Consider the following 18,749-nt stretch of genomic DNA (forward strand, 5'->3'; position numbering starts at 1 on the left):
TATTTGCAGAAACAACGCGACGAGCTTCACACAACGGCAACGATGGAAACGATTTATGAATGGCTACTATCCTACATGGGTAAGGAAGATAAATACTACACAATCCTGAATGCACAGCGTCATGACGCCAACGATTCGGCAACTATTGAGGTGCTGGCCCGAACCAAGGATTTTCGTTCGGTAGGTATGTTGATCTACCAAAGTACAACCCCACTGACCAAGCAGCCGGACTGGGTGCCGCAGGCAGCGACGCAGACGGATTTTCTGTTCGACAGTGCCCGGCAGGTGGTTGATTATTTAGAAACGGGTGAAGGAGCGACCCTGGCCAGCGACAAAACAGGCATTCACCTCATTCTGATCGAGCCAGAGGATGATCTGATGCCCATTGCGTTCGATCAAAACGCTCAGTAATGCTATGCTGCTATTCCTGATGACGCTGCTGACGGGGCTGCTTGGTCAAACGCCAACACCCGCTGTCAAACCAACTCGCGTTCACTTTGAGCGGGGAGCTATTACGGCTCAGATCAAAGGGCAGTTGGCAGAAAAACAGGAGGGCGCGTATTATCTGGTCGAGGCTAAAGCCGGTCAGCGTATGGTTGTTCACACGGCCGGACTTTCTACCGAACCGATCAATCACATGGTACCCATCGCGGTTGTGTACTCGCCGTCGGGTAAGTACAGCGGTGACAAAGGGCCGATCAACTTCGACGCAAAACTAACCGAAACCGGTACGTATACTATCCGGGTTGCCCGCAACCTGATGGCGTCGAATGTGGGCGCGGGTCCGTATTTGCTGGAGATTATAATCCGGTGATGACCAAGAGTAAAGGGGGGGGGGAGACGTAAAACGGGAGAATTTCTTTCGTCTTCCGTTTGTCCCCCTTTTCTTCCTACACCCAAGCGTTTCCATTAGCTTTCTTCTTACTAACCTTCCAGCGCTGAGGGCGTTATCCCTATGCACTGACGCAAAACGATATGAGTACAACTGCAAATCAAACGAAAGCGATATTATGGGGCCTGGCAGGAATTGGGGCCTGGGCTTTGACGAAAGCCGTGCTGGCTCAACGACGTAAATTAGATTTTCGTGGCAAAGTCGTCATCGTAACTGGTGGTTCGCGGGGATTGGGTCTGGCCATTGCGCGGCAACTGGCGAAAGAAGGTGCCAACCTGGCGCTATGCGCCCGTGATGCGGCCGAACTCGAACGGGCCGAGGCTGAACTGTTAACTTACGGTGGACAGGTATTTACCTACGCTTGTGACATTACCGACAAAGCCGAAGTGGAGCGCTTTGCGGAAGCCGCCCGGCAGGTCATTGGCCCGATCGACGTACTGATCAATAACGCCGGCATCATTCTGGTGACTCCCTACGAACACAGCACTGAAGACGATTTTCGGGATGCAATGGATACCAATTTCTGGGCTCCTTATCACCTGATTAACGCTATCCTACCGCAGATGCTGGCTCGAAAATCGGGCCGAATTGTGAACGTAACATCCATCGGTGGTAAAGTCTCCGTGCCTCATTTACTGCCGTATTCCGCGAGTAAGTTTGCTTTGGTAGGCTATTCGGAAGGACTACGGGCTGAGTTGCTCAAGGATAATATTTACGTAACGACTGTCTGTCCCGGCCTGACGCGTACAGGCAGTCCCCGGAACGCTATTTTTAAGGGTAAGAATGAGGACGAATACGCCTGGTTCAAAATTGCTGATTCGTTACCGCTGATAACCAGCAGTGCCGAAGACTGCGCCAATCAAATCATTGACGCGTGTCGTTATGGGGAGGCTGAGCGGCTGATTACGTTATCGACCAAACTCGCAGCCGGGCTACAGGGATTGGCCCCTAATCTGGTTGCTGAACTAAGCGCCGTAACAAACGAATACCTGCTGCCCAGCAAAGCACCGGGCGGGGCTGGTAGCCAGCGGGTAGCGGGGAAAGATAGCGAAACGCCCTTGTCGCAATCCGTGGTAACCACCTTAACCAACCAGGCTGCGGAACAAAACAACCAGTACAATAACTAATCTTCAGGGGCTCAGCGTACACGTTGAGCCCCTGCTCGTTGTAGACCCGGTCATTTACTCGATAAATGATTAGTAATCAGAAGGGGGTTCAGCAAAAGCGTGACTTTTACCGGTTTACGGTTCAAAATGGTAAGTGAGCCCGTTGGCTAATCAACGATTCCAACAACGGTCTGGCTTGCTTAACCAAACCCGACTGAGATGAAAAAGCGCATCGTCAAAGCCGTACGGTCTGTCTTGTCGCCACTGGGCGTATTTCTGGCGTCAAACTACCCAAACATCGTTAACGGGCATAAGCTGGAGGACGATCTACGAATTCTGCTGCCCCAGGCCAATCCGGTTTGCTTCGACATCGGGGCTAACCGCGGGCAAACCATCGAACTACTACAGGACTGTCTGAATCAGCCGGTTATTCACTCGTTCGAACCGGCATCAACGACGTATTCGGAGTTGACGAGTAAGTCATTCGGCCCGCGTGTGCAGTGTCATCAGCTGGCGCTGGGAGACCAGGTGGGCGTGGCTGAATTTCGTAATTACAAGGTGTCGGAGTTGAGTTCATTTCTGCCCATGAACCCCGACAAACGGGAGAACTTCTTCGCCGGGGAGGAAGTCGTGTCGGTGGAATCTGTTCCGGTCGATACACTGGACAACTTCTGTTCGGCCCGCGCTGTTGACCGTATTGATTTGCTGAAGATAGACACGCAGGGATTTGAGCTACCTGTATTGAATGGAGCTGCTGAACTCTTTAAAAACGGGAAGATTGGAGCCGTTCTACTGGAGCTCAATTTCGCGACGCTGTACGAAGGGCAGTCCGACCCACTAGCCATTTTGCAGCTTCTGCATACCTACCAGATGCGGCTGGTCGATTACTACGAAACCGAGCGGATCAACGGCAAGGAAATCTCTTGGACAACAGCGCTATTCATTCACTATCCAAGTCGCTAATAGGGACTTTATGGTGTTTTTGGTGTACTGCCTGGTCAATTGAGAAGGGTTTGACTGCCGTGTTTCGAGCCAGAACAATTCGGCTTATAGCGATGTTTTTTCATGGGGGAGTAACAATAAAACGCTCGCTCCCGAAGAGATTATGAGCAGCGCTTTTTTGAAAAATGAAACGGCTGATGCACCCGTTGTGATTCCCGCCCGTGCGCCCTTACCCCCGGGTACACCCAACTATGTGACGCCCCACGGTCTTGATCTATTACGTGCTGAACTCACCGATTTAGAAACGGAACGCGCTCATTTACAGGCCGCCAGCGTTGACGATCAGAACGAACGTAGTCGGCAACTCGCCTTGCTCAATGGGCGTATTGCAAACTTGAACCAACGTATTTCCAGCAGTAAAGTGGTCAATACCCATGAACAAGATAGTGTTCGCTTTGGGGCTACGGTTAGTCTGGCGATACAATCGGGAAAGCTGGCCGGTACAAAACGGCGTTTCACAATCGTTGGTGTCGATGAAGCCAATGCCGATAAGGAGTTAATCGCTTTCACGGCTCCTTTGGCTCGCGCCTTGCAGGGAAAGCGGGTAGGAGAAACGGTTAGCTGGCCACCTTTACAGGGCCAGCAGGTAATGGAAATTGTGGCTATCAGCTACGAGGCTGCCTGACCTGTTCGTTTAATTCACTAAAAAGTCAATAAATAAAGCGAGTCAGGGGTGTACTAATCGACCACATGTAGCGGTTGGTGCGCCCCTGACTCGTTTCAATATCTCTTTACAAACTTACTCTTACCCCAATATTCGCCGTGCGTTGCCGGGTATTGTAGCCGTATACGTCCGTATACTGCCTGTCGAGCAGATTTTGCACGTCGGCGTACAGGCGTACGTGATTCAGCCGATATTCGGCGTAAAGATCGAAAGTGCTGTAAGGGGCCAACGTTACGTTCTCGCTGGTAAACGTGGCCGAGTTGTAGAACCGGTCAGTGCGGCTGCCCACCGAACGTAAAGAGGCACTGGCGAAGAGCGCCGGCGTGATCTGATAACCGGCCGTAACGTTGACGAGCACTTTGGGGCGACGAAACAGGTTGTTATAGGTCGTGTCCCGACCCGCGGCCTGGGTCGTCACCCGACCGTCGAGCAGCGTGAGATTACCAGTCAGGGCTAATTGCCCCAGTTGCGCCTGTCCTTCAAACTCCCAGCCGTGGTCGTGCTGCCGGTCAAAGTTGATGTACTGGCTCGTGTACGGCGGTACCGATAGCGACTGGAAGAAAATAACGTCACGCACCCGACGATCGAAATACAGGGCTCGCACCCAGGCGTTCTTCGACTTGGTGAATACCTGAACCCCAGCTTCAATAGACTGACTACGTTCTGGTTTCAGCGCCCGGTTGCCGTACGGTGAGAAGATCTGATAGAGCGACGGAGCCCGGAAACCCGAAGCCAGATTGGCAAATACCTTGATTTGGTCCCGAATCAGATACGATGGGTTGAACGAATACGTAAAGGCGTTGCCGTAGACCGAATGGTGGTTATAGCGCCCACCCAGTTCGACCGATAATCCTTTTTGTGTACGCCAGACGCCGGATGCGTAGAAACTCAACTGACCCGTGCGGGCCGTATCAGCACCCAGCGGAGGAGCTTCATACAGGCCGTAGCTGCTGACCGATCGATACGTCTGATCCGTGTTGGCGAAGCGGTAGTCGGCACCGGTTAGTAGTTCGATGTTTTTGCGGATAGTTAACGTGTGGTACAACTCCGCAAAATGCGTCAGGCCGCTGTATTCGCTGTAACTGTATTTATCAAAAGCGTTTGGCTCGACCGATGTTGAATCGTCTTTGTAGACCCGCCGACTGCCGCTGATGCCATAGTTGGCTACTAGTTTACCGCGCTGGTGACTCCATTCCAGCCCCGCCGATCCAAAGCTGAACCGGTTGTTGGACGTATAATCTTTTTCGTCACCGAAAGCTCCGGCGTCGAGGTCCGTCTGGTAGGCCGTGGTCAGTCCGCGCAGCTTCAGCGTCAGGCGCGGATTGAGCGTTATCGCGATGTTACCAAGCAGAGCGTTTTGCCGGTAGCCGTCTTTATCGAACGTACCCGTGTTTTCGCGATCCGTAGCCGCCGAGAAGCCCGTCGATGACAGCCGCGTGTATTGCAGATTATACGAAACTTTATTCGTCGCACCACTCAGGCCAATGCCCCCCCGGAACGTATTGTACGTACCATACTGCGCCGTTGCCGACACCTGTAGTGGCCGTTTGCCAACACCGTTACGGGTAGAGATCGAAATAACACCGGCAACGGCATCAGAACCATAGGCTGTCGACTGAGCACCTTTCAGAATCTCGATTCGTTCGCATTCGCCCACGGTAATGAGGTTCAGGTCAAACGCATTAACCGTCCCCGATGGGTCATAAACCGGTACGCCGTCCAGCAGAATCAACGTATTGCCCACGGCAGCACCCCGTAGGTACACATCCTGGTTCGAACCCAGCGGCCCCTGTGCGCCTACAATCATCAAACCCGCCTGACGCGTCAGTAACTGGCTGACGGTCTGGGTAGCGTAACGTTGCAGCACTGAGTCAGGGAGGACCGTCACGACCTTGCCGGTCTGCGATTGTTTCTGGGGGAATTTGTTGGCCGTGACCACGACTTCGTCGAGTGTTCTGGCATCCTGAGCCAGGGTAGGTACGGCGGTACCGAGAGCAACCGATCCTAGCAGGGCGGTTGCGAACAGGCGCGGAGTTGTGCGCATGAAGAAAATAAAAAAAGTGAATACCCGTCGCTGTTAATCGCCATCCTCCGTAACGACAAACAACTCACGACCAGCGGCAGGTCTCCTGACTTAGCTCACCGATTCAGGTCTTCCCGTTGCGCCGGAGCGGAACAGTGACCAAAGCAGCAATGAATCGGCTGTCTTAAAAACGAAGCAGTACAGTTGCGGGGACAGTCCCGGTTTTGGTCCGAAAAGACCACCGAAGTTCCCTATTAAGCCAGTATCGTCGGCACTGGGGCCGATGACGGGCACCGCTAATCCGGGGCGAAGGTACGGAACGAATCGGTGAAGTAGGGACAATACACAAAAGCGCCCGGCAGAAAATCCGCCGGGCGCTCCGCTTAAACAATTCAGAATAGCTACTTATTTACCGTTCAAATCAGCCACTGAGTTGCTGTCTGTTTCGTAAAGCTGGTTGAACAGGAACTTGAACGTTCCCTGCGCCTGCGCCCGGAAGGTAATTTCCGGACCAAATGCGTACAGCTTGCCCGCGCCAACCGGTGCCATAAAAGCAGCTACGCCGTCTTTCAGGTAGGCTTGTCCCCAGGCCCAGCCGCTACGTAGTGGTTTGCTGCTATCGAACCAGGCCAGTGGTTTTACTTTACCGGTAGCGATGGCATCGGGAGCGATGTTAAACACGGGGCTGGCATCGAAATAAACATCCGTCTTGGTTGGCAGTCCCCAGGTTGCCTGCTGCGTCGAATCGATGTTCACGCGTAGCACGCTGCCTGGAATGTAGTATTTCTCGCCGGGCAGTGAGCGTTCCTGCCCTGAGCTGGTTACTTCGGTCAGGGCATTCTTGACGGGCAGACCCAGGTGATAAGCCAGGTTGGTGCTGCTGCCAATGGTAATAATATCGCCACCGGCTTCCAGGAATTTCTTCAACTCCGGAACCGACTTCTCGTGGGTGATCCGGCCCGTGTGGGTACGGTACTCAGCGGGAAGTTCGTCGTTTTTCGGTATCCGTGGCGCATAGTTCCGGTAGGGATCGTTGTCCTCACCCGTATACTGCGGAATGGCGCGGGTTACGAATACGATCGCATCGTACTTCTTCCGCAGGTTACCGGCGTCAACTTCCTGACTGTAAATTACTTTCATTGGGAAGTGGTACTGCTCCATAATCCAGCGAACCCAGCCCGACGGCATCGAGCCACCGTAGGTATCCCAGAGGGCGATCCGCATCGGGCTTACTTTGGCCAGCGAGCCCGTTGGTCGTTTGGCGATGCTCGTTACGTCGATACCCAGACTTTTGGCTGATTTATCCAGCAAGGTCTTGGCTTTGTCCGAAGCGGGAACGAAGAACGTACCGGGCGCTACTGCCGATTTGCCGCTACCACCCGTCGGGACGCGAAATACATCAACGCCACCCGCCAGCAGATCGTTGACGGCGATAAACGAGTTGTTCGACTGAGCACTCAGTAAGTAACCGGCTCCTGAAGTAGCGGCCATGCGGCCCTCCGGCGATTGAAGCTGACCGTAAGGAAGGGTCTTGAAGGGTCCTTTGAAATCCTCCAGCACCCGGTCGAACTGAACGTTCATTAAGTAAGCTAGTGTCCAGCCAGCCGCGTCATACGGACGAACCGGTGGGCCACCCGGATACTGGAAGTCGTTCGGGTGATCCTGGGGCTCGAACATATCCAGAACGTGCGGGCGGAAGGCCTGTGCCGTTTTTACGACGTACGAACCGGCGGGGTATTTCTTGCCGGCAACGCTGAAGTCGCTGGTAGCCTGCTGAATCTGAATACCCGTTTTGATCAGAGCGTTGATAAACTTAACGGCCGTGGCAAAATCGGCTTGGTTGGCCGGGATGATAAAGCCGCGTGGATCACGTAACGCCGGAGCCCGCATCACTGAATCGTAGTATTTCGCCGGAACACCACCGCCGGGAGCAATGAATCCGTAAATGTCCGTGTTAACACCGCGTGGCGTAGCGTTCGGATTAGCTTTCTTCTGGTCAGCGCGGTATTCTTCCGTGATCAAATCGACACGTTTGGGCGACAGACCCCAGTAATCCTGGCTTCCCCGATCGATGGAGTTCTTACCCATGCGATAGATGTTGAACAGCAGTTCGTCTCGGTAGCGGGCCGCGTAACCCAGCACGGCGTAGTTCAGCGACAGCGAATAATCGATCGACTGCTTGAAATGCCACTTCTGGGGTGTTACGGGGAAAGGCGTGTTTCCGTTTGGAATCAGTCGGCTCGGTACCAGCGGAATGTCTTCCGGCGTGGGGCCACCAATGATCTCGGTCAGCAAACCGATCATGTTATGGAAGTGCGTCGTTGTCCGCAGACCACCGTTGTACCAGGTCGAGAATACCGAACCGCCTAGCCGCGTAAAGCCGGGTTTGTTTTCGGAGTTCAGTCGGTTGATCATGGCCGCGCCCAGCGCGTCAATACCCGTCACCATCAGCGGATCGAATACGTAGTTGAATGGATCACGGTAGGGGGGGCCGGCCAGCACCGATCCAGCCGGACCGCGCTGGTGGTGGTTGTACATGATCTGCGGAATCCACTCCACGAACAGTTGACGCCCGATGTTCTGGGTTTCTTTCATGTTCATGATAAAGAAATCCCGGTTGTTGTCGTGACCGACGTATTTCTGGTACAGCCGGGGCAGCCCTTCCAGCGACCGTTTTTCCGCTTTTTTCTCCCGCATGTACCAGTCCGACACAAGCTCCTGACCGTCGGGGTTCGCGTGGGTCAGCAGGATGATGTCCTGGTCCAGAATGCGCATGGTCTCCGGATCTTTCCGGCTAATCAGTTCCCAGGCTGTTTCGATCAACTGCATGGTGCCGACCGTTTCGGTAGCGTGCAGCCCCCCGTCGATCCAGACGATTGATTTTCCTTCGGCCGCCAGCGCTTTTGCCTGCTCGTCGGTCAAGCCTTCGGCGCGCGCCAGCTTCTGCGAAATCTCCTTGTAGCGGTCCAGCTTTTTCAGGTTCTCCGGCGACGAGACAATCAGCATGTACTGCCGACGACCTTCTTCGGTTTCGCCGATGTCAACCAGTTTGACCCGGTCTGAGCTGGCGGCCAGTTTCTTGAAATACGCTTCCGTCTGCGTGTACGTAGCCAGTTGGTAATCGTCGCCGATGTTGAAGCCAAAATGCTCCTTCGGCGACGGGATGGATTGTGCCCAGACTGTACTCAGGCTCAGGCCAGCGAACAGCAGCAGTGTTGATGAACGGAGAAATCTACGCTTCATGCGGGATTTGTTTAGGGTAAATGTTAGGCTTGTTTACTATTGGATAAATGGGTAGCAGCACGAGACCAGCTTAAAGTACTTGAAATACCAATCAACCAAAAACACCGTGCCAGGCTAATCGAACAAAGTTAACCAAGAATGTCACTAGGCAAAAGAAATGGTTTGTCAGTAGAAAGATAATGATTGTGAATGCCGGATATTAGTGGTTAAATGCAAACATTGTTTCGGTAAATTGGCTAATTGCCGTAAAAGAATCTGATTGGTTAGAACTGTGTCGGTAAAGCAGCCAATAACGGCAGAGAAGCCCTATGAGCAAGAACGTATCGGGCATTTATGCTCAAAACATTTAAAAACTTGAATCAATAACCAACTTCGGTTTGTTTTAATGGTCAGGGGCTCTTTGTGTGGCCCACGCAGATGCAGTTTTTGAACGCTGTTTATCCATTATGTCTATTCTGTTTTCTCCTATTACCATTGGTCAGGTTCAATTTAAGAACCGTATTGTGGTCTCCCCAATGTGTCAATACTCCAGCCAGGACGGTTTTTCGAACGACTGGCATTTGGTTCATCTGGGCAGCCGTGCCGTTGGGGGCGCTGGCCTGATCATTTCCGAAGCCGCTGCTGTATCGCCCGAAGGCCGGATTTCGCCCGATGACCTGGGCATCTGGACCGATGAGCACATTGCGGGCCTGAAGCGAATTACGCGGTTCATCGACGAGCAGGGGTCGGTAGCTGGTATTCAGCTGGCCCACGCAGGACGAAAAGCCAGTACGCGCCGACCCTGGGAGGGCGGTGGGTCCATTGCTGCAAGCGAAGAGCGGGGCTGGGAAACGGTAGCCCCTAGTAACGTTCCGTTCTATCCCGAAAAATCAGAGCCAAAGGCCCTGACTTCAGAGGGCATTGAGAAAGTAATTAACGACTTCCGGGAAGCTGCCCGGCGGTCGCTGGAAGCAGGTTTTCGGGTTGTCGAAGTGCACGCGGCTCATGGCTACCTGATTCATCAGTTCCTTTCGCCCTTAAGCAATGAGCGAACGGACGAGTATGGCGGTTCGTTCGAGAACCGGATCCGGCTGCTGCTCGACATCGTTGCCGCCATAAAAACGGTCTGGCCCGCTGACTTACCCTTGTTCGTCCGTATTTCGACAACCGACTGGACCGAAGGGGGCTGGACCGCCGATGATTCAGTTTCCTTGGCTAAGATTCTGCAAGAAAAAGGGGTTCACCTAATCGATTGCTCGACGGGCGGCAACGTACCAAACGCCAAAATTCCGGTCGCGCCAAACTACCAGGTGCCCAATGCCGAACGTATCAAACAGGAAGTGGGCATTCTAACCGGGGCGGTGGGACTAATCACGACGGCCGAACAGGCGGAAGAAATACTGGCTAACGGCCAGGCTGATTTTATTCTGATGGCTCGTGAGGAATTACGAGATCCGTACTTCCCGTTGCACGCGGCTGCCACATTGGGAGAAAACCTGGCGTGGCCCCTACAATATGAACGCGCCAAACCCCGATGAGTTGATCATCGATCACTTTGTAATTTGAACCTTCTGCCATTCCGACCGGGGCGCGTAGCCGCCAGGAAGAATCTTAAAGCATCCTCACCTGAGCGTTGGTAAACAGTGCGTGCGGTTCCTCCTGACATCGGAATGACATACGTATCATACTAGTTTTATTGCCGTGTACTAATTACACAAACAACTCAACCATGGAATACAGAAAATTAGGCGAATCAGATATTCAATTGTCGGCCATTACGTTTGGCGCCTGGGCCGCTGGTGGCTGGATGTGGGGCGGCACCGAACGTAGCGGAGCGGTCGAAGCCATCCGGGCATCTTACGATTTGGGTGTAACGTCGATCGACACAGCCCCCATCTACGGGCAGGGAACGAGCGAGGAAATCGTGGGCGAAGCCATCAAAGGTATTCCCCGCGACAAGGTGCAGATCCTCACTAAATACGGGATGCGCTGGGATCTGGCCAAGGGTGATTTTGGCTTCAAAAGCCAGGACAACAACGGTAATGATATTGATGTCTACAAATATTCGGGTAAGGAAAGTATCATTAAGGAATGCGAGGATAGTCTGAAGCGCCTGGGTACCGATTATATCGACTTGTACCAAATGCACTGGCCTGACAAAACGACACCCATCGACGAAAGTATGGAAGCCGTATTGCGGCTGATTGAGCAGGGGAAAATTCGGCAGGCGGGAGTCAGTAACTACAGCGTAGCGCAGATGCAGGAAGCTGAAAACGTGCTGGTGATCGCTTCGAACCAGGTGCCTTACAGTATGCTGAACCGCAGCGCCGAAGCCGAGCTGGTGCCGTACGTACTGGCAACGAACAAATCAATTCTGGCCTACAGTCCAATGGAACGCGGACTGCTAACGGGCAAAATCCGGCCGGGTCATCAGTTTGCCCCTGGCGATCACCGGGCAACGTACCGATTCTTCAAACCGGAAAATATCGAACAAGCCGATAAACTGTTGCAGGCGATCAAGCCGCTGGCCGACGAGAAAGGCGCAACCCTGGGCCAACTGGTTATTCGCTGGACCATCGAGCAGCCCGGTATTACGTCGGCGCTGGTGGGAGCCCGTGACGCTGAGCAGGCCACGCAAAACGCCAAGGCCATTAACGTTACGTTATCGGCCGACGAAATCGACTTCATTAACCAGCAGCTAGCTACGCTAGAGTTGGTATAGATCTCTAAAAATAAGGCAAGTAAACAGGCCAGTCCGTCACCGGGCTGGCCTGTTTACTTGAAAATTGTCGCCATTCGGTTAGGAGAAGAGTCGAAGTCCTTCAGGGCTTAAGATTGTAGTGGAGGGGAATAAAACAAGATAGCTATTATTGAAAGACCTATTCAGGAAAGTTGAACAGGTAGTATAGGCATGTCGATTCTCTTCCGCGAAAGCTAATTCGTCTCAATTTGTGGAGCGTTTAGCAATACTACGTCGACAAGGGACAGCTGGTAGGGGATAACATCGACTTGATTTTGGTAACCGATTCGTAGTGGTGCCAAGTAATAGCTTTAAGAGATACCTAACCGGAAGGTAGTCGATCCTGGAATTCAGTTAGTGAGTCTCTAACGGGCAAAGCACATCAGCTTGGCTGCATTACTCAAGTCCTAATTTACAAGGCCCACTAAGCAAGCGTTCACCTTATCAAAATGATACCCGTCGTTTCTTGAGCAGTTGTCGAACAGCGGCTGCGGTTGATAGCAGTACCAAGGGTACTAACACGCTGGGGAGCAATACAAACGGAAAGTAGCCAAGGGCTAGATTAGGTTGCTCAAAGCCAAAGCGTATATATCGTGCTGGTAAAGAAAGTAGGGCTGCAGACACCACGTTTAGCAACAACGCCAGACAAACCAGATTCCAGATAATAATGACTTGAGGACTTAGTGCCTTCTTTACAAAACTAAAATAGTAGATAACCGGAGCCGACAGGCCAGAGAAAATATCAAAATTCCTTCCATGAAAGGTCATCGCTTCAGGGACATGTTGACCAACAAAGAGCCAGAATAAAACCAGCTCGACGGGGATCCGAATAATATGAAAAAGAGTAAGCGTTGGTAAGTCTAGCTCATCTAAAAAGGCTCGCCCTTTCTTGGTCAAAAATCGGGATAGTAGAAAAAGTAACGGCGGCACGATCAATAGCGGAAAGCGGATCGTTAGCGTGGCGGGATTGGTATAAAAACCCGTAAGGGCAAGTAGGGACTGGACACCTATCCAAGCCAGTAAAATAAGCATAAAAGGTGTTGACTGCTTAGTGGCTTTGTAAAAGAGTCCAATGGCCAGTAATACCGTTGCGGCAAAAGTTAGGTAGACATAGATGGGTAGCTGTAGCATCGTATCGTTTGATTGATTACGATACAAAAGAAGACAAGCCCGCCCCAAACTCACTTGCCATTTGCTATGAACCAACTTGCCAAATGACAAGAAATGGGCCCGTTACTTCTTAGCAAACTCTTTTCGTATACGACTAAGCGATGTGTCTGTTATACCCAGATAGGAGGCAATATGCTTCAACTGAGCGTATTGGAAGACTTCTCGGTTGTTGCTTAGCAAGTCACTGTACCGATCTTCGGCGCTTTTGTTGATCATGGATAGGGTGCGCTGCTTGTAAGCGACAAACTCCTTCACCAACATTGCCCTGGCAAACTCCCTAAACTCAGGTACGGAATGAAAAAGTAGGTTTAGTTTTTCAAAACTAGTCGTGTACACTTTGCAGGTTGTAATAGCCTGTAAATTCTCGGTGGACGGTTGATGAAGAAAAAAGGAAGCGGCTTCAAAGGCAACTCGGCCTTGGGGATAAAAGTAAGTGGTGATTTCGTTACCGTTGGTGTCAAAGGTAAACGCTCGAACGAATCCTTCCGCCAAGTAGTAATAGTCACTTACTTTTCCCTGCTTCAACAGATACTCATTTTTGAAAAGATTTATTTCGTCAAACTGTTGGGCAATGGTTTCCAGTCCAATTTGGGTTACGCTTATGTTCGGAATGTTCTTCTCAATAAAGCTGATCAGCGGTTCTTTTTCCATAAGCACATCGTCAGGTTGACTTCTAGCCTGTTTACAGGGATAGGATGAGTTGGTGGCTAATGTAGTCATCCATGTTCACTACGTAGTCACCGGAGACTCTGTTTAATGTTGCGCAGGGGCATCAGGGTGCTTTCACTGTACTGCTTATTGCGGTGCTATAACGTTTATACGCTCGCCAGCAGCAACGGTTGGTTATCGGCCAAGGATCCTATTCTGAGACGGACCATACACAGTTTGTGTCAGGCAATTTTAGCGGAATACTGCCAATGGGGTATTTAGTTAGTACTCAGTTAAATGAAGTTCTGAATTCCAACGGACTCTGATTGGTCTTGCTCTTAAAGAGCTTGCTGAACGACTGCGGATGTTCAAAGCCCAGTTCGTAAGCAATCTCACTGACAGAAAGGCTGCTAGTCGATAGTTTCTCCTTTGCCTTTTCTATCAGCTTCTCATGAATATGCTGCTGGGTGGATTGTCCCGTTAACTGTTTTAGTAAGCTGCCCAGGTATTTGATCGAAACATTTAACTCGTTCGCCACATACTGAACGGTTGGCAGGCCTGTCGCCAATAGATCTTTGTTGTTGAAATAATCGATCAGTACCTCTTCTACGCGGTTTAAAAGTTTGCTGCTAGTAATTTTTCGGGTAATGAATTGGCGTTCGTAAAACCGCTGGGCATAGGTAAACAATACCTCCAACTGGGCTACGATGACATCCTGGCTGAACTTGTCAATGGTAGAACTGTACTCGTTTCGAATATTGTCAACAATGGAATTGATGATAGTTTCTTCTTTTTCAGAAAGAAACAAGGCTTCGTTGGTAGCGTAGCCAAAGTATTCGTATTGCTTAATTTTTTTTGCCAGCGACGTATTCCATAAAAAGTCGGGATGAATAAAAAGCATCCAGCCAATCAGCTGATGTGGCAGACCATTGGCTTCGCCCCGTAGTAGTTGCCCCGGAGCCAGAAAAGCCATCACGCCTTCATCAAAATCATATTTCTGTTGCCCATAGAAAAGTTTATCACAGCCCCGTTTCATCGACACTACGTAAAAATCAAACAGTACCGACGTAATGTCCGTGTTAGTTGCCATACCTTCCAGGCTCAAAATACTAATGAGCGGATGATGCGGTTTTGTGACGCCTGCGATGTGGTGCAGCTGCGAAATGGACTGTACTCTATATGGTTTGGGATTTTTCATCAAGGTAGTAATATCTTTTCTTATTTGATGTTTAGCCAAAGTTCCTCTACGTTAAAACGTATGTGTGATACCTTGGTTTTACTAGGCATATCCATAGCGGTGGCGCTTCCGTCTTTGACAATCCTGGTGTGTCTGATCAATTCCTCAAGACTGGTCTTGTCTTCTTTGGTCCATTTGCCCTTACCAAAATCTAACACTTTTTTCTTCTCTATCCGCAATCCATTTATAGCGTCTATAAAATGAACAGACTGGTTATTTTGATAAGAGCTGTCCACCCGTAAACTGATTGGACTGCCTGTTTTATTACTGATGTATACAGTTTTTGGGGGGCTACAGGATAAAAGCATACTGGAGACTGTTACGATAAAACCAATTCGTTTCATGGTAGTATTGGTGAATTACAAATTGGAAAGGACTAAAATGCAACGTTGGCTAGCTCTTGCGATAGCTCCCATAATCTCATAGAAACAGCTGCATCCTTTGCTTGGACAGGTATTTTTGCCACAGCGGGAAAGCCACGCGTCTCCATCAGCTTGTTTGGTCCATAATACATTCCTCCTTCAGCCTCTGGAGACGTTGCGGCATATAAGGTTGGCAAGGCCCCCTGTGCAGCGGGTTGAAACAAAAAGGGAAGTAAGGTTCTCGCCATTCCGAAGGCACTCCATCGCCCCGCCCCTGTAATCAGTAGATTGGTCCGGGAAATACCTGGATGGGCAGCTATACTCGTGACACCCCAACCGTGCTTGTCACTTTGCCGTTGAAGTTCTAAGGCAAACATTAAGTTGGCGAGTTTTGACTGACTGTATGCTTTCCCCGGAACATACGAAGCTATTGACTGAAGGTCATCAAAATTGATTGTCCCTTCCCGATTGGCTATACTGGACAGGGTAACCACACGGGCATCGGGTGATTGACGTAATAAGGGCAGCAGTTGTGCGGTCAGGGCAACGTGGCCAAGGTGGTTTGTGCCGAACTGTAACTCAAAGCCATCGGCCGTTTCGAGTCGTTTAGGTGGCGTCATGACGCCCGCATTATTGACGAGAAGATCGATGGCTTGCCCTTTCGAGATCATTCTCGACGCAAAGGATTTGATTGACGCCAGGTCTGCCAGATCTATTTTCTCAAAACTTACCTTGGCTTTTGGGTTACTCTGTTGAATTCTGGCAATTGATTCCGCTCCTTTTTGAGGGTTACGTCCCAGCACCAGTACCGTCCATCCAGCCGCTGATAGCGCCATTGCATCTTCATATCCAATGCCTTCGGTACTACCTGTAATGACAGCTAAACCGCTGTCTCTTTGAGGAATATCAGCTATTGTCCAATTTTTCACGTTCTGCTTTGTTTAATGGTTTTGTTGATGCAAAGGTGGGTGCCATCAACAAAGCAGCTGTAGCCAAAAGTCGTATTGTTGTAGTGGAATGTACGGCATCAACGAAGACCGCCAATTTTTGGGATAGTGGATTGCCAGCCTTGATGCGGGCGAAGTGCAGTATATAAATTAGTGACAGATTTCCCGCGAACCTGATACCTAGTCGCTTTTAACGATGAACCTGGTTAGCCAGACAAGGCGTATTGTCGCTATCCACAGCTGACGGATTTTTTTGTCAATCATCCGATAGGCTTATTGATATGAGGATCTCTTACAAAGCCCAGTTTGGTAGATGCAGGCTGACGACTCAAAGACTGGGTGAAAGCCTTAAGAAGGGATCACCTGAACTCCGGATAAACGTCACGCCTAATTGCGAAACGTGTCTTTGTCGTGAGCAGCAAATTTCGTTTCCTGTTTCAGCGCGAAATTGACCATCAGAATCAGCACCGGCACCTCGATCAGCGGACCAACCACGGCAGCAAATGCGGCCCCGGAATTGATGCCAAATACAGCAATGGCCACCGCAATACCCAACTCAAAATTGTTACCCGCTGCGGTAAAAGCCAGCGATGTGGATTTACCGTAATCGGCTCCGGCCCTTTTGGATAGGAAAAAGGCCGAAAAGAACATGATGGCAAAATAGACCGTCAACGGAATGGCGATACGTACCACATCGAGCGGGATCGATACGATCAACTGCCCTTTCAGGCTGAACATGACGATGATGGTAAACAACAGCGCAATAAGTGTTGTCGGGCTAACGGCGGGCAAAAAACGTTCTTCATACCATTGCTGGCTGAATAGACGCGTGAGGATGATGCGCGAGAACAATCCAAGCAGGAACGGCACACCCAGATAGATGAAAACGCTCTGGGCTACTTCGCCAATCGTAATGTTGACGGTATAGCCTTTCAGCCCGAACAAGGGCGGCAGTACGGTAATAAAAATGTAGGCGTAGACCGAATAGAACAGTACTTGGAAAATACTGTTGAAGGCCACCAGGCCAGCGGCATACAGCCGGTCGCCTTTGGCCAGGTCGTTCCAGACGATCACCATGGCAATGCAGCGGGCAATACCGATCATGATTAGGCCGGTCATGTATTCGGGCTTATCGGACAGAAACAAAACCGCTAGACCGAACATCAATAGGGGACCAACAATCCAATTTTGGAAAAGGGATAACCCTAGAATCTTGGTATTGGCAAACACTTTCGGTAATTCGCTGTACCTCACCTTTGCTAAAGGCGGATACATCATCAGGACAAGACCAACCGCCAGCGGCACGTTGGTTGTTCCCTGATTGAATTGATTGATGAACATCTGCGACTGCGGCAGAAAGTAGCCGATGGCGACGCCTAGCAACATAGCCAGGAAGATCCACAGTGTTAGAAAGCGATCAAGAAACGACAGTTTAGGCATGAAGATGCTGCTCGATGAATTGGCGGCTGTATGCTTTGATTTCGTCGCGCACCTGACGGAAGGAGTTTAAAGCATCAACCGCATCGGCGGACCGTCCGGATTGATGGCCGGGGTCAGTAAAACTGTGGTGAATCTTCTGGGCCGATGAGGAGAAAATCGGGCATTGCTCGCGGGCGTTATCGCATACCGTTATTACGTAGTCAAACGGAATAGTAGTGTATTCGTCGGCGTGGTTGGAGGTGTGATGCGAAATGTCGATCCCATCTTCGGCCATGACCTGAACGGCCAATGGGTTTACCCCTTTGGGATCAACGCCGGCGCTGTAGACCTGAGCGCGATCACCAGCAAAATGTTGAAGATAGCCTTCGGCCAATTGTGAACGGGCAGAATTGCCGGTACAAAGTACTAGAATCGTCATCTGTTTCATGGTTATTTCTGGGCGTAAACGGTGATACTATAGATACCTCCGGCTGGATGGCCTTTCTCCTGTTGGCGGTAATGGGTTATTTCATCGCTCGACAGATAGTTTTGCAGCACTTCATCAGGCAGGTTGATTTCACGCTCTTTCTGGACAATGATGCTACTGAATCCAGCATCTTCTACAAGCTGTAGATAGGCCTCTTTCTGGATAGCTCCCGATACACAGCCCACGTACATTTCTGCATCATGCTGCAACCCTTGGGGTAAGTCGCCTTTCAGCACAATGTCTGAAATACTGAAATATCCACCCGGTTTCAAGATGCGGTAGGTTTCGGTAAAGGCTTTATGCTTATTGGGAACCAGGTTCATAACACAGTTGCTGACCGCAACGTCAGCTACGTTTTCGGGCAGGGGCATATCTTCGATGTCGCCGTGAACGAACTCAACATTCGTAAAGCCTAATGCTCTGGCGTTTTGGCGGGCGCGGTCGATCATGGCCTGAGTCATATCAAGTCCGATCACCCGGCCTGTTTCGCCAGCTTCAGCACGAGCAACAAAACAATCGTTACCAGCGCCCGAACCGAGATCGACAACTACATTACCGGGTTTGATCTGGGCAAACTGCGTTGGTAGTCCGCATCCCAGTCCGAGGTCAGCTTCAGCCACATACCCGGTTAAAGCGTCGTATTCCTGCGCCATGACGATTGGCACGTTGGCGCTGGTGTCTGGGCCACAGCAGTTCCCAGCCTGTGGCTGTTCAGCCGGGCTGCGTCCAGCCGGGCTGCGTTCAGCAATTGCGCCGTATTTCTGGCGAACAACCTCTTTGATTTGGTCAGCGGTTTGCATGGTTTTGTTTATTGTAATATTGCGATAATT

17 protein-coding genes and 1 riboswitch are annotated in these 18,749 nt (G+C 50.9%); of the genes, 7 read left to right on the forward strand and 10 right to left on the reverse strand.

Features of this window, described 5'->3' with window-relative positions:
• Positions 1–42: 42 nt before the first annotated feature.
• From ACYVAD_RS16500 to ACYVAD_RS16520, 5 genes are all read left to right on the forward strand, one after another.
• Positions 43–411 (forward strand): hypothetical protein, encoded by a 369-nt coding sequence (locus tag ACYVAD_RS16500; protein WP_461140609.1) that lies wholly within the window; start codon positions 43–45, stop codon positions 409–411.
• Positions 386–814 (forward strand): PPC domain-containing protein, encoded by a 429-nt coding sequence (locus ACYVAD_RS16505; RefSeq protein ID WP_461140610.1) that lies wholly within the window; start codon positions 386–388, stop codon positions 812–814. The genes ACYVAD_RS16500 and ACYVAD_RS16505 overlap by 26 nt, the downstream gene beginning before the upstream one ends.
• 161 nt (positions 815–975) lie before the next feature.
• Entirely contained in the window at positions 976–2,019 is a 1,044-nt protein-coding gene (locus ACYVAD_RS16510) for an SDR family NAD(P)-dependent oxidoreductase (protein ID WP_461140611.1), read from the forward strand.
• Between the two features lie 198 nt (positions 2,020–2,217).
• Positions 2,218–2,961, forward strand: coding sequence for an FkbM family methyltransferase (locus ACYVAD_RS16515; protein WP_461140612.1), 744 nt, complete (start codon positions 2,218–2,220; stop codon positions 2,959–2,961).
• A 142-nt stretch (positions 2,962–3,103) separates the two neighbouring features.
• Positions 3,104–3,625, forward strand: coding sequence for a GreA/GreB family elongation factor (locus ACYVAD_RS16520; protein ID WP_461140613.1), 522 nt, complete (start codon positions 3,104–3,106; stop codon positions 3,623–3,625).
• 106 nt (positions 3,626–3,731) lie between these two features.
• Here ACYVAD_RS16520 and ACYVAD_RS16525 read toward each other — a convergent pair whose 3' ends face one another.
• Complete coding sequence (locus ACYVAD_RS16525; protein WP_461140614.1) at positions 3,732–5,708, reverse strand: TonB-dependent receptor plug domain-containing protein; 1,977 nt, start codon at positions 5,706–5,708, stop codon at positions 3,732–3,734.
• Between the two features lie 58 nt (positions 5,709–5,766).
• Positions 5,767–6,000, reverse strand: a riboswitch (cobalamin riboswitch).
• Between the two features lie 92 nt (positions 6,001–6,092).
• A complete protein-coding gene (locus ACYVAD_RS16530; protein WP_461140615.1) occupies positions 6,093–8,930 on the reverse strand; it encodes a M14 family metallopeptidase in 2,838 nt (945 codons plus the stop codon).
• Between the two features lie 446 nt (positions 8,931–9,376).
• On the opposite strand from ACYVAD_RS16530, the gene namA reads away from it, so the two are divergent.
• Positions 9,377–10,447: an NADPH dehydrogenase NamA gene (gene namA, locus ACYVAD_RS16535; RefSeq protein ID WP_461140616.1), complete on the forward strand. Its 1,071-nt coding sequence runs from the start codon at positions 9,377–9,379 to the stop codon at positions 10,445–10,447.
• Between the two features lie 191 nt (positions 10,448–10,638).
• A complete protein-coding gene (locus ACYVAD_RS16540; protein ID WP_461140617.1) occupies positions 10,639–11,631 on the forward strand; it encodes an aldo/keto reductase in 993 nt (330 codons plus the stop codon).
• Positions 11,632–12,093: 462 nt separating this feature from the next.
• Here the strand turns inward: ACYVAD_RS16540 and ACYVAD_RS16545 are convergent, their stop codons facing one another.
• The 8 genes from ACYVAD_RS16545 to ACYVAD_RS16580 form a co-directional block, all read right to left on the reverse strand.
• Positions 12,094–12,780 carry a hypothetical protein gene (locus tag ACYVAD_RS16545; RefSeq protein ID WP_461140618.1) on the reverse strand — a complete coding sequence of 229 codons (687 nt, stop codon included), beginning with the start codon at positions 12,778–12,780 and terminating at the stop codon, positions 12,094–12,096.
• A gap of 102 nt (positions 12,781–12,882) precedes the next feature.
• On the reverse strand, positions 12,883–13,470 hold the full coding sequence (locus ACYVAD_RS16550) for a Crp/Fnr family transcriptional regulator (RefSeq protein ID WP_461140619.1): 588 nt from the start codon (positions 13,468–13,470) through the stop codon (positions 12,883–12,885).
• A 286-nt stretch (positions 13,471–13,756) separates the two neighbouring features.
• The gene (locus ACYVAD_RS16555) at positions 13,757–14,665 is read right to left on the reverse strand and encodes a helix-turn-helix domain-containing protein (RefSeq protein WP_461140620.1); all 909 of its coding nucleotides are present in this window, start codon (positions 14,663–14,665) and stop codon (positions 13,757–13,759) included.
• Between the two features lie 20 nt (positions 14,666–14,685).
• Positions 14,686–15,048, reverse strand: a complete 363-nt coding sequence (locus tag ACYVAD_RS16560; protein ID WP_461140621.1) for a hypothetical protein — start codon at positions 15,046–15,048, stop codon at positions 14,686–14,688.
• A gap of 32 nt (positions 15,049–15,080) precedes the next feature.
• Positions 15,081–15,995 (reverse strand): SDR family oxidoreductase, encoded by a 915-nt coding sequence (locus ACYVAD_RS16565; protein WP_461140622.1) that lies wholly within the window; start codon positions 15,993–15,995, stop codon positions 15,081–15,083.
• A 405-nt stretch (positions 15,996–16,400) separates the two neighbouring features.
• Positions 16,401–17,453: an ACR3 family arsenite efflux transporter gene (gene arsB / locus ACYVAD_RS16570; RefSeq protein ID WP_461140623.1), complete on the reverse strand. Its 1,053-nt coding sequence runs from the start codon at positions 17,451–17,453 to the stop codon at positions 16,401–16,403.
• On the reverse strand, positions 17,446–17,871 hold the full coding sequence (locus ACYVAD_RS16575; RefSeq protein WP_461140624.1) for an arsenate reductase ArsC: 426 nt from the start codon (positions 17,869–17,871) through the stop codon (positions 17,446–17,448). Before ACYVAD_RS16575 ends, arsB begins: the two co-directional genes overlap by 8 nt.
• An 11-nt stretch (positions 17,872–17,882) precedes the next feature.
• On the reverse strand, positions 17,883–18,719 hold the full coding sequence (locus ACYVAD_RS16580) for an arsenite methyltransferase (protein ID WP_461140625.1): 837 nt from the start codon (positions 18,717–18,719) through the stop codon (positions 17,883–17,885).
• Between the last annotated feature and the right edge of the window lie 30 nt (positions 18,720–18,749).

This window comes from Spirosoma pomorum (genome assembly GCF_054776615.1).